This window comes from Microbacterium cremeum (genome assembly GCF_015277855.1).
Lineage (GTDB): Bacteria > Actinomycetota > Actinomycetes > Actinomycetales > Microbacteriaceae > Microbacterium > Microbacterium cremeum.
This window is the reverse complement of record NZ_CP063812.1, coordinates 1,324,243-1,337,117: the sequence shown is the minus strand read 5'-3', so window position 1 is coordinate 1,337,117 and position 12,875 is coordinate 1,324,243. Positions and strand designations below refer to the sequence as shown.

Genomic DNA, 12,875 nt, shown 5'->3' with positions numbered 1-12,875 from the left:
ATGCCCTCGCTCGGCGAACTGATCGCACCCCGCCGACTCGGAAGAGACTTCCGGTGGCTGCTCGCCTCGTCGTGGACCAGCAACCTCGGCGACGGCATCGCCCTCTCGGCGGCGCCGCTGCTCATCGCCTCGATGACGTCGTCGCCCCTCCTGGTGGCAGCCGGCGCCATGATGCAGTTCCTGCCGTGGCTGCTGTTCGGACTGCTCGCGGGGGCCGTCGCCGACCACCACGACCGGCGGCGTCTCGTCATGCTCGCGAACGGCATCCGCGCGGTCATCGTGCTGGGCCTCGTCGCGTTCCTGGTGACGGGGACCGCGAACGTGTGGATCGTGCTGGCCACGGCGTTCCTCTACGGCACCGCCGAGGTGTTCGCCGACTCGGCGGGCAGCACGCTGCTGCCGATGCTCGTGCGCCCCGCCGACCTCGGGATCGGCAACGCCCGCATGCAGGCGGGGTACCTGGTGGGCAATCAGCTCGCCGGCCCTCCGCTCGGCGCGTTCCTGTTCGCCCTCGGGTCGTTCTGGCCGTTCCTGCTGCAGGTGCTGTGCGTGTCGCTCGCGGTGCTGCTCATCTCGCGGATCGCTCGCACGCCGGTGCCGCCGCACGACGCCGAGTCGCCCCGCAGCAAGAGCCGCGCGATCCGCGAGGGCCTGGGCTGGCTGCGCCGCAACCCGCCGGTGCGGACGCTCGTCATCATCATCCTCGTGTTCAACGTCACGTGGGCGGCGCCGTGGAGCGTCCTCGTCCTGTACGCAACCGAGCATCTCGGCATGGGTGCGGTCGGCTACGGTGCCCTCACCACCGCGTCGGCCCTCGGCGGCATCATCGCCATCACGAGCTTCGGCTGGCTCGAGAAGCACGTGTCGTTCGCGACGCTCATGCGCGTGTGCCTCTCGCTCGAGGTGGTCATGCACGTCGCCTTCGCGCTGACGACGTCCGGCATCGTGGCGTTCGTCATCATGTTCGGCTTCGGCGCGTACGCGTTCGTGTGGGGCACGATCTCGACGACCGTGCGGCAGCGCCTCGTGCCGATGGAGCTCCAGGGCCGGATCGCGTCGGTCAATATGGTCGGGGTCTTCGGCGGCCTCGTCATCGGCCAGCTTCTCGGCGGCATCATCGCCCAGACGTGGGGACTGACCGCACCGTGGTGGTTCGCCTTCGCGGGCTCGGCGATCACCCTCGCGCTGGTGTGGCGACCGATCTCGAACATCGCCGCCGCCAAGCCGGTGCTCGACGCAGACGAAGCGGAGCAGGCCAGCCGCGAGGACGAGCCGGGAGCCGGCGGCCTGCCGCTGATCGACTGACAGCCGCCCCGGCTCGCCGATACGTGAGCACGTGCACGCTAGACGATCCGGCCGTGCTGCGTCCCGCCGTGCTGGAACGCCCATGCTGCGGCCGCCGTCCGCGACGGCACGCCGAGTTTGGCGAAGATGTTCGACAGGTGACGGGCGACCGTCTTCTCGCTCAGATGGAGCGCCTGGGCGATCCCACGGTTGGACTCCCCTGCCGCGACGAGTCTGAGCACATCCATCTCTCGGGCGGAGAGCGGGTTGTCGGCTGCGACCCGCTCGGGGCGCAGCAGCGCCTGCGCCGCTGCCCGCTCACCGTCGTCGTCGAGCAGTGCGGCCAACGCCAGATGCGCCTGCGCCGCCTCCCACGGGCACCCGAGCCGCCGAAACGCGGCCGCCGCCGCGCGGAGTCCGGCTTCGGCGGCCTCGCTGCCGACACGTGCCGCCAGACGCCCACGGGCGAGCATCGCCTCCGCCTTCACGGTCTCAGTGCCGACGACGGCGGCAGCCTCCTCCAGCGCGACGACGGCCTGCTCGGCTTCGGCCTCGGTGCCTGCCACCGCGAGCACCTCGGCGACCGCGGGCAGTGAACGGGCGCGCCGTGGCATCGGGGCTGGGGAGGTGAGCAGGCGCCGTGCTGTGGATGCCGCGGCCTCATGCTCGCCCGTCACGAGCAGCAGCCGCATCTCCTCGATCCGAGGCACGTATCCGCTGCGTCGCGCCCGCTCGAGGGCACTCGCGGCTCCGAGCAGGTCGCCACGGCGGCGCTGCACCTCAGCGAGCTCGGCCAGCGCTGCCCCGGCGGCCTGCGGCACGCCGTCGGATTCGTACCGGACCACGGCACGTTCCAGTTCGTCGATGGCGTTCTCGAGCGCGCCGCGGGCGCGCAGAATCTGACCGCGATGCAATGCGCACTGGCCGGTGAATGCCACGAGCTCGGGCTGCCGATCGCACCACACGCCCAGGGCGAACGTCCACTCCGCCATGCGCTGCAGGTCGCCGATCTGCTGGCAGGCCTCGATGCACGAGCAGTAGACCCGACCGGCTTCGACGGGCGAAAGAGTCCCGGCGAGCACGTCGACCATGGCCTCGTCCAGGAGAGCCACGCCGGCCGCGACGTCGCCGCCATCGATTCGACAGCGTCCGAGCCCCATGAGCGCCTTCGCCCGGAGCTCGACGTCGCCCGACTGCTCGGCGATCTCGAGCGCACGCTCCGCGCGATCGAGAGCCGAGTCGAGTCGTCTCGCCATGAGGTCGGGAACGATGCCGCTGAAGAGCAGATGCCCGATCGCGGCATCCGTCGACGGCAAGGCCGACGCGAGCCGCTCACCGCGACCGAGCCATCCGTTCGCGACGGCGGCCTCGCCATGGAGGACCAGCACCTCGACCAGGAACGCGGCGCACCGCACGGCCCGCCCGAGCTCGCCGTGCTGTTCGTACAGTCGACATGCGCGCGCCATCGCGTGCATGAAGTCCTCGTGGCGTCCGGCCAGCTGCGCCGCGGTGGCGAGGTCGGCGAGATCCGCGGCGGAGAGTGCGCCGCCGAGCTGCGACAGCTCCTGGTATGCGCTGAGCCATTCGCGACGCTCGTACGCGTCGCGGGCGCGTTGCAGGGCTTGGACGACGTCCATTGTGATTTCGACGATACGCCCGCACCGTCCGTGTCACGCCGCGATCGAGGCGACCTTCGCACGCTCCGTGATCCGCGCGGTGATCCTGCGCGCCACGAACTCGGCGTCCCGGCCGACTCCGGGAAAGACCATGCTCCCGAACCCGAATTGGAAGGGCAGCCCGCAGAAGAACAGCCCCGGAACATCCTCGGCGACTCCGCGGTACTCGCGCGGGTAGCCGTCGTCGCCGACGATCGGGATGTCGAGCCATCGATGTGCGAGATCGTACCCGGTCGCCCAGACGACGCCGCGGGCGTCGATGACGGTGCCGTCGGAGAGCCGCGGCAGTCCCTCGCGCGCCCCCACGAAACGACTCACGTTGCGGCTGACGCCGCGGGCGGCGAGATCTTCGCGGTGGATGCGGATCATCGGTCCGCCGCCGTGCCGGATCTCCTTCATCATCTTCCGGCCCACCGGCGTGCGCCGTGTGAGGATATGGCGCCAGGCGAAGACGACGAATGGCAGCAGGACGCGCGCCTTCCGCTCCTCCGGCCGGAACGGCAGCTGCCCGGGATCGCGACCGCACAGGGTCACGTCATGGCTCTCGGCGAGCTCGTACGCGATGTCGGTGCCCGAGTGCGCCGCTCCTACGACGAGCACCCGCCCGGGAGGCAGTTGGTCGGGCCGTCGGTACTCGCTCGAGTGCAGCTGCACGATGTCGGGGCGGAGTTCCGCGGCCTCGCGTGGCACCGCAGGGCGACCGGCGAGCCCGGTCGCGGCGACGACGTTGTCGCAGGTGATCCGGCCGCCGTCCACCACCACGAGGAAGCCGTCCCCGCTCCTGCTGACCCGCCGCACGGGCGTATGGGTGCGGACCCGGAGGCCGTGGGTGACGGCGTACGCCTCGAGATAGCCGGCCACCTCGTCGCGCGTGGGGAACGTCCAGGGGTCGCCGGGGAACTCCAGTCCCGGCAGCCCGTTGTACTTGCGCGGGCTGTAGAGCTTCAGCGACTCGTACTGGCGCCGCCATTGATCTCCGATGCGCTCGGCCGCTTCGAAGACGGTGTACTCCCGGCCCTGCTGCGCGAGGAAGTACGCCGTCGAGAGCCCGGCCTGACCGCCGCCCACGATGACCGTCTCGATGTGCTCGTCCATGATGCCGCTCCTTCGTCGATCGCGAGGTCGACGCTACGAGCGCAGCGAAGGCATAGCATCGGCAGAACGGCGCAATCCGCGTGCCGCGGCGTGGGTATTCCTTCGCATCGCGCGGCTCGGGGCGACGGGCTCGAGCGAGTGCCGCACTCGAGCCGGGCGATCAGGCGTCCTGCTCCCACGGGAGGCTGACGAGCGGCAGGATCAGCACCCGGCCGAGCACCGCGGTCGGGTGCTTCGCCATGTAGGCTGCGGCCTCGTCGATCGAGTCCGCCTCGACGAGGTCGTAGCCGGCGAACCATTCCTTGAACTCGGGGAAGGGTCCGTCCGTGATCAGCGTGCTGCCGTCGCGGACGACGACGGACTTCGCGTGCTCGGCGCCCGCGACCGGTGCGCCGGTGCCGAGCCGGCCGGACTCCTCGCCCTCCTTCGCCCAGGACTCCAGCATCCGCCGGTCTTCCTCCTGCGCCAGCGGCGAGCCGGACGAGTCGGTCATGTGGATCACGAGGTACTGCTGGGTCACGATGTTCCTCCTTGTGGGTGATGGTTCGGGACGGATGAACTCGATGCGCCTCGTCCCTCGGCGCTCGAGCCGGGGGCCGCGAGCCGGTCTCGGCGGCGAGCCAGGTGGGCGACCTCGGCGGTGTTGCCCGCCAGGTCGATCGCCCGCTCGTACGCCGCGCGAGCCTCGGCTCGGCGGCCCACGCGCTGCAGCAGCTCGGCCCGCGTCGCATGGAAGGCGTGGTGGCCGTCGAGGGCGGCGCCGAGTCGTTCGACGACGGCGAGGCCCACCTCGGGCGAGTCGAACTCCGACATCGCGATGGCCTTGTTGAGGGTCACGATCGGGCTCGGATCGATGTGCTCGAGCAGCCCGTACAGCGCCACGATGTGCGACCAGTCGGTGTCCCGCGCACGAGTGGCGCGCGCATGGACCGCGTTGATCCGGGCCAGGATGCCGTAGCGGCCGATGCTGGCGGTGCCGTGGGCGACGGCCGCCGGATCGAGCGCCGAGGAACGAGGCGTATCGAGAGCATCCTCCCCCTCGGCCACCAGCGCGAGGCCCTCGTCGAGGAGCGCGCGGTCCCACCTCGCGCGATCCTGCTCGTCGAGTCGCACCAGCTCGCCGTCGCTCGAGACCCGCGTCCCGGCGCGCGCCTCGGTCAGCAGCATGAGCGCCAGCAGCCCCGTGGCCTCGTCGTGCTCGCCGGATCGCGGCGCCAGCAGGTCGCGCACGAGGCGCGTCAGCCGGATGGCCTCGCCGGTGAGATCGCGCCGGACCGGATCCGAGTCGGGACCCGAGGCCAGGTATCCCTCGTTGAAGATCAGGTACAGCACCGCGAGCGCGCCGTCGACGCGCGCGGGCAGGTCGTCGCGCTCGGGAACGCGGTACGGGATGCGTGCCGCCCGGATCTTCGCCTTCGCACGGCTGATCCGCTGGCCCATCGTGGTCTCCTGCACGAGGAACGCGTGGGCGATCTCGGCCACGGTGAGGCCGCCGACGATGCGCAGCGTGAGAGCCACGCGCGCCTGGATCGACAACGCGGGATGGCAGCACGTGAAGACCAGCCGCAGCTGATCGTCCTCGATCGCGCCGACCGGCTCGGCCGGCGGTTCCTCGCTCAGCATGAACGCCTCCTGCTGCAACTGGTCCCGCCGCGCCTCGCGCCGCAGCCGGTCGATCGCCTTGCGGTGCGCGGTCGTCGTGAGCCACGCGCCCGGGTTCGGGGGGACGCCGTCGGCCGGCCACCGCTCGATCGCGACCGCGAACGCCTCGGCCGCCGACTCCTCGGCGATGTCGAGGTCGCCGAAGCGGCGGGCGAGACCGGCCACCACCCGGGTCCACTCGTCGCGGTGCAGGCGGGTGATCTCCGCGTCGGCGTCGGACGTCATCGGAATCACCCTTCTCTGGCCGGGTCGCCGATGCGGCGACCTCATCACAGCAACGAACGGCGTGCCGCGTTTTCGACACCGATCGCGGAATCGACCGGAAAGCCGGACGGAATCCGCGGCATCCGTCGAAACCCGCCGTCGCCGATCGTAGTCATGTCGGGGGGGATCACCCGATCCGCCCCGTCGACGAAAGGCCGAGCACATGCACGACGACGCATCGCACGACGACACGACCGGGGCGGCAATGGACGCCCGGCTGCAGCCCAAGGCGCGGGGCCACAGGTTCTGGAGCGAACTGGCGGAGGTGCTGCTCTCGATCCCGGCGGGCGTCGGGATCCGCATCGGAGGCTGACCGCGGCGGCCGTGCACGGCCCACGGATCGCGGGCGCGCAGGGCGGGTGCTGCTCGCGGGCGCGCAGGGCGGGTGCTGCTCGCGGGCGCGTGCCGGATCGCTACAGATTCAGCTCGGGTGCGGCGAGGATCCGGTCGATGGTGCTGCGCCCGAGTCGACTCATCGATGGGTTCGTCGTCGCGTAGTACCAGACGAGGCCGAGGGCCTGCTGCAGCGCCCACGCGGCACCGCGCCGCCAATCGTCGTCGTCCGCACCGATGTCATCGCGGAACCCCGCCCGGCGGTCTCTGTCGAGCAGATGCCATGCCGCAACCAGGTCGAGGGCGGGGTCGGCGGGACCGAATCCCCCGGCGTCGAGCACGCCCGCCAGTCGCCCGTCGTCGATCACGAGGTTGAACGGTGTCAGGTCCTTGTGCGACATCACCTGTCGCGCGGCGGGCGGAGTCGACCTCAGGTCGCCCCACGCCCGGCGCAGCCGCGCGACGGGGAGCACGCCCGCGCTCCTCGTCGGGCAGTGCGCGACCCAATCGTCGTGATCGGTCAGGGCACCACCCCGTCCCGACCCCGAGAACACGCGGCCGCCGACATCCACCGTCCGAAGTGCGACGATGAGCTGCGCCAGGTCTCGAGCGAACACCGATGAGGAGGCGACCGAATCCTCGGTCGCCACATCGCCTCGAATCCAGGACTGCACCGACCACGGCATCGGGTAGCCGAAGCCGGGACGACCGATGAACACGAGCCGGGGCGAGGGGAAGGGACTCGCCGCGGCGAACTCGGCCATGGCCCGCCCCTCCGCGACCAGAGCGTCGCGATGCGCCTCCGCGTCGGCCGGCCGTATCGGGAATCGAGCCGAATGGCGGGCACCGACCCGGAACACGTAGTTGGTCGTGGCCGCGGATTCCACGTCCTCGACCTCGACGCCCGGCGCGAACTGGTCATGCACGAGGCGTGCCGCAATCGCGGTGGGAAGCGCGAGTGCGTCCGCGTGCATCCCGTCAGGCTAGCCGGGCGTCGCGACCCCTGCCAGCCGGCCTCGTCGGTCGATCGTTACGTCGTCGTTACCGCCGTGGGGTCGTGAGGTATCGATCATAGCTTCGAATGTCGGAGGGGTGTTGGATGATGAACTATGGCTTTCTTCTCCGATCTCGGCGAGCACGTCGCGGTGTTGCGCGGGCTGCTCGGAGCAGACATCGCGGCAGACGCCCTGCCCGGCATCATGGCAGCCCTCGACGACGACGCGATCGTCGAGATCATCAGCGGCGCGTCGAACCTGATCAGAGCGGCCGAGAAGGTGCGGATCGTCGCGTCGGGTGTCGCGGCGGCGCGATCGACCCGTGAGCACGGGCATGGCGGGCTCGCCCAGAAGCGCGGCCACAACTCCCTCGCGGCACTGATCCAAGATCTCACCGGCGCCACCCGGGCCGACGCCGTCAAGCACGTCCGCCTCGGCGAATCGCTGCTGGCCGGCATGGGTGCCGCGCTGGACGATGGCGCCGGAGAGTCGACGGATGCCGCACCCGCCGGTTCACTCGACGCCGAGGTCGCGGCCGAACCGTGGCACGCGCCGCTGGGGCGCGCCCTGCTCGCCGGCACGATCAGCTCTGCGCAGCACGACGTGATCCTCCGCGGCCTGGGAGAACCTCCCACGGTCGACGACCCCGACGCCTCGAGGCACATCGCCGACGTGTGGTCGCTGGCCGCCGAGCAGCTCGCCGCCGAGGCTGGCGAGCGCACGGTGGAAGAACTCGCCAAGGCCGCCCGGACCGTGCGCGACCGACTCGACCCGGAAGGCGCCGGGCGTCGCTTCGATGAGCGCTTCGAGCGGCGATCGTTCCGCCTCGGGACCGACAGCGACGGCATCCGGCGGGCCTCCATCGCGTTCGACGATGTCGGCGGCGCGTGGATGGACGCCATCCTCGACAGCGCGCTGCGCCCACGACGTGGCGGCCCGCGATTCATCGACCCGGCCGAGAAGGAACGTGCGGAGCAGCTCGTGGCCGATCCGCGCACCAACGAGCAGCTCGCCTACGATCTGGTTCTCGACGTGCTGCGCGCCGGCGCCCTCGCCGAAGAGAAGACCGTCTTCGGCACCCGTCAAGCCGGGATCCGCGTGCTGATCACGGCCGACGACCGCGAAGCCCACGCCGACGGACGCCCGGCGATCGGTCTGCTCGAAGAGAGCCAGACCTCCGTTCCGGCCTCCCTCGCCGCTCAGCACGCCTGCGACACCGGCGGCGTCGAATGCACGATCGATCGTGACGGCAACCCGCTCCGCCTCGGCCGTGAGCACCGCCTCTACACCGCGAAGCAGCGCCTCACCCTCGCGCTCCGCGACGGCGGATGCCGGTGGCGAGGCTGCGACCGGCCTCCTTCCTACTGCGAGGCGCACCACATCGATCATTTCGTCGCCGACCACGGCCGCACCGACGTCGACCGCGGCATCCTGCTCTGCCGGTATCACCACATGCAGCTGCACCACGGCGGCTGGAGGATCACCCGCGACGGACTCGGCGACTTCGTCCTGCACCCGCCACCCGGTCGCGGAGATCCCCTCACCCTCGCGCCACGACTCACGCTCCGCTACGCCTGGGCAGGTATCGACCCTCCACCCAGACGGTTCCTGCCCGCCGCCTAGCGGGCGACAGCACGAGCCCCGTGGCCCGGAGCGTTGCATTGATCACCGTGCGACGTCGTTCCGATATCGTCACGCCACGCGCCGACATCGGGACGACGACACGACGCAACTCGGACGCACTTCCGCTCGCTGCCGCGAGGCGAACGGCGTGGGCGGGCACATCGCACTCACGTCATTGCGGATATGGCCGTGCGACCTTCGAAGCACGTACGAGCGCGTCCCACAAGACCGCGAGTCGCTCGACCCACGGCCCGGCCATCTGGCCGTCCTCGCACCGCGCGCGCACCTCCGCGAGTGGGACCCACGCCGCGTCGCGCACCTCTTTCGGATCCAGCGTCAACGTGGACCTTCGCACACCGTGGGCCACGTAGAGGTCGAGCAGAGCCGTGGCCTCGGTGACGCGTCCGACCAGCTCCAGTGACTCAGGGAGCGCGACGAGCCCGGTCTCCTCGCGAAGCTCGCGGACGGCGGCGTTCCCACTGGTTTCGCCGGCGAGCGCGCTCCCCGCCGGGAACTCCCAGCTCAGCGCCCAGTCCTTCGCGACCGCACGCTGCGTGATCAGCACGCGTCCGTCGTCGCGCACGACGCACACCGCCGACACGATGTGGAAGAGTCCGGTCGGAAACCCGGGATCACCGCGACGGTGCACTCTGCCGACGGGGACACCTTCGGCATCCGTCACATCCCACAACTCACCGTCCACGAGTCGACCCGTCGGAACCACGGGCACCCGCCACGACCAGGCTCGGCTGCGACATGGCAGCGATTCTGGCACAGCACCTCACCGCGGTGCCGCATGCCTCGATGTCAGGGCAACGGCCGCGACCACGCCACCTCACGGTGCAGCCGCCCCGACTCGGCGAAGAGACGCACCTGGTACGTCACGGCGAGCACGCGCGCGAGATCGTCGAGGTCGGCTCGCTCGAACTGCAGACCCCGCCAGAACGGCCCCGAACGCCGGCTGAACAGCCAAGCCCGCCGAGCTCCTTCCGCGGCGGCGCGACCGAGGGCGAACTCGGCGAGCGCGGTTCCCCTCCCCCGCGATCGCTCGGACGGACGCACCGCCACGCTGCGGATCAGCGCGTGCTCGCCGTCTTCGCTCAGCTCGTATCCCGTGCTGCCGACGATGTCGCCCCGCTCGTTCCGCTCCACCCACAGGCGCACGGTCGGAGCGTCCAAGCCGCTCGACGTCAGATCGACCTCCGAGAGGAAGCCCACCAGCTGCGCGAGATCGTCGCCCCGCAGCCGCTCCGGCGCCACCTCGTCAGTCCTCGAACGCGCCGTAGACCTCGAGCGTGTTCGCAGCCAGCTGCGCGCACAGCTCATCGAGATCCACGCCCAGCTCGGCGGCGATGAAGCGCACGGTCACGGGGATCAGGTACGGCGCGTTCGGGCGACCGCGGTGCGGCGTCGGCGTCAAGAACGGGGCATCCGTCTCGACCAGGATCCGCTCGCGCGGCGTCACCTTGAGCGCGTCGCGGAGGTTCTGGGCGTTCTTGAACGTGATGTTGCCCGCGAACGACAGGTAGTAGCCGCGCTCCGCGGCGATCGTCGCCATGCCCGCATCGCCCGAGAAGCAGTGGAACACCGTGCGCTCCGGCGCACCCACCCGCTCGAGGGTCTCGAGCACCGCGTCGTGGGCGTCGCGGTCGTGGATCTGCATCGCGATGCCGTGCTTCTTGGCCAGCGCGATGTGCGCCTCGAAGCTCTCGAACTGCGCCGGACGACCCTCGTCGTCGGTGCGGAAGAAGTCCAGGCCCGTCTCGCCGATCGCCCGCACCCGCGGCTGCGCGGCCAACTCGTCGATGACGGCGACGGCCTCCTCGAGGCGACCCGCGGCGGCATAGGCCGGCGCCTCGTTCGGGTGGATCGCGACCGCGGCCAAGACGCGGGGGTGGGATGCCGCGGCCCACGCCGACCAGCGGCTCGAGTCGATGTCGCCACCGGCCTGCACGACCCCGACGACGCCGGCCTCGCCGGCTCGCTCGAGCTGCTCGTCGAGCGAGAGTCCGACCTCGCCGTCCTCGATCTCGAGGTGGGCGTGGTTGTCGTACACCGCGACGGCGAGCGGCTCGGGGGCATCCGGCCAGCGCACGTCGCCGCGTCCGTCCTGCGAGCGCGTGCGGACGTAGTTGCTGGGATCAGTCATCTGCGGAACTCCGGCGCGTTTCGTCTCGTCGCTGCGCTCCTCGCTCAACGACCGGTGAGGTCTCGGTCGTTGAGCGAGCGAAGCGAGACGAAACGCCCCACCCGGCCTCGGTCGTTGAGCGAGCGAAGCGAGACGAAACGCCGGGGGTGTGCGTCATCAGACGGACTGCTCGACGCGGGGGAAGAGCGGTGCCAGACCGTTCACCGAGGTGCCGGGCTCGAGCACGCCCCACGCGCCGGCCTCGCGGATCGGCTGGTCCTGCAGGCGGCCGATCGACTCGGCGGCGCCGAGGGCGATCCACAGCTTCTCGGTCGATGCGGGCATCACCGGCGACAGCAGCACGGCGAGGGCCCGGAGTCCTTCCGCCGCCGTGTACAGCACGGTGCCGAGACGCGCGCGCTGCGAGTCGTCCTTCGCGAGCACCCACGGCTCGTTCTCGGTGATGTACAGGTTGAGCGCATCGACGATCGTCCAGATCGACGAGATCGCCTCGTCGATGCGGAACCGCTCGATCGCGGCGTCGGCGGCGGCCGCGGCATCCGCCACCGTCTTCTGGACGGCGAGGTCACCGGGGAGGTACTCGCCCGCCGGCGGCACGACGCCCTCGAAGTAGCGCTCGATCATCGCGGTCGTGCGCGACGCCAGGTTGCCGAAGCCGTTCGCGAGCTCGGCCTGGTAGCGGGCCGAGAGGTCCTCCCACGAGAACGAGCCGTCCTGGCCGAACGCGATCGCCGACAGGAAGTAGAACCGGTACGCGTCCGAGCCGAACACGTCGGTGATCTCGGTGGGGGCGATGCCGGTGAGCTTCGACTTCGACATCTTCTCGCCGCCCACGAGCAGCCAGCCGTGCGCGAAGACCCCCTTGGGGACGTCGACGCCCGCGGCCATCAGCATCGCCGGCCAGATGACCGCGTGGAAGCGCAGGATGTCTTTGCCGACGACGTGGTAGGCCGGCCAGCGGCGCTCGAACTGCGCGGGGTCGGAGCCGTAGCCCACCGCCGTGGCGTAGTTGAGCAGCGCGTCGACCCACACGTAGATGACGTGCGACTCATCCCACGGCAGCGGAATGCCCCAGTCGAAGGCCGAGCGCGAGATCGAGAGGTCCTTCAGCCCGGAGCGGACGAACGAGACGACCTCGTTGCGCGCGCTCTCGGGCTGCACGAAGTCGGACTGGTACAGCTCGAGCAGGCGATCCTGGAACTCGCTGAGCTTGAAGAAGTAGTTCTTCTCCTGCAGGAGCTCGAGCGGCTTCGAGTGGATCGCGCAGACCTTGAGTCCCTCGAACGGCCCCGTGCCGTCGACGATCTCGGACTCGGGCTTGAACTCCTCGCAGCCGACGCAGTACAGCGCCTCGTACTCGCCCGCGTAGATGTAGCCGCGATCGTAGATGGCCTGCACGAACGCCTTGACGCGCTCCTCGTGCCGGGGCTGGGTGGTGCGGATGAAATCGTCGTTGGCGACGTCGAGCGTCTTCAGCAGCGGGAACCACGACTCGCTCACGAGCTTGTCGACCCACTGCTGCGGCGTCACACCGTTCGCGCTCGCGGCCCGCAGCATCTTCTGGCCGTGCTCGTCGGTGCCCGTCAGCATCCACGTGTCGTCGCCCGCCTGGCGGTGCCAGCGCGCGAGCGTGTCGACCGCGACCGTGGTGTAGCCGTGGCCGATGTGCGGCACGTCGCTCGGGTAGTAGATCGGCGTCGTGATGTAGAAGGACGAAGGGCCGGAGGTCACTCGAAGATTCTAGTCAGCGGGGATGCCGCGCCCGCCGCTGTGACAGGAGGCCCCCGGCCGTAC

Annotated in this window: 12 protein-coding genes; 3 read left to right on the top strand and 9 right to left on the bottom strand. The window is 70.6% G+C overall.

Annotation, left to right across the window (positions count from 1 at the left end; all coding sequences use genetic code 11):
• Entirely contained in the window at window positions 1–1,305 is a 1,305-nt protein-coding gene (locus IM778_RS05875) for an MFS transporter (protein ID WP_194411117.1), read from the top strand.
• 38 nt (window positions 1,306–1,343) lie between these two features.
• Here the strand turns inward: IM778_RS05875 and IM778_RS05870 are convergent, their stop codons facing one another.
• From IM778_RS05870 to IM778_RS05855, 4 genes are all read right to left on the bottom strand, one after another.
• Window positions 1,344–2,921, bottom strand: coding sequence for a helix-turn-helix transcriptional regulator (locus IM778_RS05870; protein ID WP_194411116.1), 1,578 nt, complete (start codon window positions 2,919–2,921; stop codon window positions 1,344–1,346).
• A gap of 33 nt (window positions 2,922–2,954) precedes the next feature.
• Window positions 2,955–4,055: a flavin-containing monooxygenase gene (locus IM778_RS05865; protein ID WP_228484773.1), complete on the bottom strand. Its 1,101-nt coding sequence runs from the start codon at window positions 4,053–4,055 to the stop codon at window positions 2,955–2,957.
• Window positions 4,056–4,215: 160 nt separating this feature from the next.
• Window positions 4,216–4,575: a YciI family protein gene (locus IM778_RS05860; protein WP_194411115.1), complete on the bottom strand. Its 360-nt coding sequence runs from the start codon at window positions 4,573–4,575 to the stop codon at window positions 4,216–4,218.
• Complete coding sequence (locus IM778_RS05855) at window positions 4,572–5,942, bottom strand: RNA polymerase sigma factor (protein WP_194411114.1); 1,371 nt, start codon at window positions 5,940–5,942, stop codon at window positions 4,572–4,574. Before IM778_RS05855 ends, IM778_RS05860 begins: the two co-directional genes overlap by 4 nt.
• 202 nt (window positions 5,943–6,144) lie before the next feature.
• Here IM778_RS05855 and IM778_RS05850 point away from each other — a divergent pair, with 202 nt between their 5' ends.
• A complete protein-coding gene (locus IM778_RS05850) occupies window positions 6,145–6,294 on the top strand; it encodes a hypothetical protein (protein WP_194411113.1) in 150 nt (49 codons plus the stop codon).
• 100 nt (window positions 6,295–6,394) lie between these two features.
• On the opposite strand, the gene IM778_RS05845 is transcribed toward IM778_RS05850, so the two are convergent.
• Window positions 6,395–7,288, bottom strand: coding sequence for a phosphotransferase (locus tag IM778_RS05845; RefSeq protein WP_194411112.1), 894 nt, complete (start codon window positions 7,286–7,288; stop codon window positions 6,395–6,397).
• A 135-nt stretch (window positions 7,289–7,423) separates the two neighbouring features.
• On the opposite strand from IM778_RS05845, the gene IM778_RS05840 reads away from it, so the two are divergent.
• Entirely contained in the window at window positions 7,424–8,932 is a 1,509-nt protein-coding gene (locus IM778_RS05840; RefSeq protein ID WP_194411111.1) for an HNH endonuclease signature motif containing protein, read from the top strand.
• A 172-nt stretch (window positions 8,933–9,104) separates the two neighbouring features.
• Here the strand turns inward: IM778_RS05840 and IM778_RS05835 are convergent, their stop codons facing one another.
• The 4 genes from IM778_RS05835 to metG all read right to left on the bottom strand — a co-directional run bounded on the left by IM778_RS05835 (window position 9,105) and on the right by metG (window position 12,812).
• On the bottom strand, window positions 9,105–9,635 hold the full coding sequence (locus IM778_RS05835) for an NUDIX hydrolase (protein WP_194411110.1): 531 nt from the start codon (window positions 9,633–9,635) through the stop codon (window positions 9,105–9,107).
• Between the two features lie 104 nt (window positions 9,636–9,739).
• On the bottom strand, window positions 9,740–10,192 hold the full coding sequence (locus tag IM778_RS05830) for a GNAT family N-acetyltransferase (protein ID WP_228484772.1): 453 nt from the start codon (window positions 10,190–10,192) through the stop codon (window positions 9,740–9,742).
• Window positions 10,193–10,196: 4 nt separating this feature from the next.
• Entirely contained in the window at window positions 10,197–11,081 is an 885-nt protein-coding gene (locus tag IM778_RS05825; protein ID WP_194411108.1) for a TatD family hydrolase, read from the bottom strand.
• Window positions 11,082–11,237: 156 nt separating this feature from the next.
• Window positions 11,238–12,812 (bottom strand): methionine--tRNA ligase, encoded by a 1,575-nt coding sequence (metG, locus tag IM778_RS05820; RefSeq protein ID WP_194411107.1) that lies wholly within the window; start codon window positions 12,810–12,812, stop codon window positions 11,238–11,240.
• Window positions 12,813–12,875 lie beyond the last annotated feature (63 nt).

Excerpts from the sequence above, each read along its gene's own strand:
- IM778_RS05850 (WP_194411113.1), top strand. The coding sequence starts at position 6,145 with ATGCACGACGACGCATCGCACGACGACACGACCGGGGCGGCAATGGAC.
- IM778_RS05825 (WP_194411108.1), bottom strand. The coding sequence starts at position 11,081 with ATGACTGATCCCAGCAACTACGTCCGCACGCGCTCGCAGGACGGACGC.
- IM778_RS05875 (WP_194411117.1), top strand. The coding sequence starts at position 1 with ATGCCCTCGCTCGGCGAACTGATCGCACCCCGCCGACTCGGAAGAGAC.
- IM778_RS05865 (WP_228484773.1), bottom strand. The coding sequence starts at position 4,055 with ATGGACGAGCACATCGAGACGGTCATCGTGGGCGGCGGTCAGGCCGGG.
- IM778_RS05855 (WP_194411114.1), bottom strand. The coding sequence starts at position 5,942 with ATGACGTCCGACGCCGACGCGGAGATCACCCGCCTGCACCGCGACGAG.
- IM778_RS05870 (WP_194411116.1), bottom strand. The coding sequence starts at position 2,921 with ATGGACGTCGTCCAAGCCCTGCAACGCGCCCGCGACGCGTACGAGCGT.
- IM778_RS05840 (WP_194411111.1), top strand. The coding sequence starts at position 7,424 with ATGGCTTTCTTCTCCGATCTCGGCGAGCACGTCGCGGTGTTGCGCGGG.
- IM778_RS05845 (WP_194411112.1), bottom strand. The coding sequence starts at position 7,288 with ATGCACGCGGACGCACTCGCGCTTCCCACCGCGATTGCGGCACGCCTC.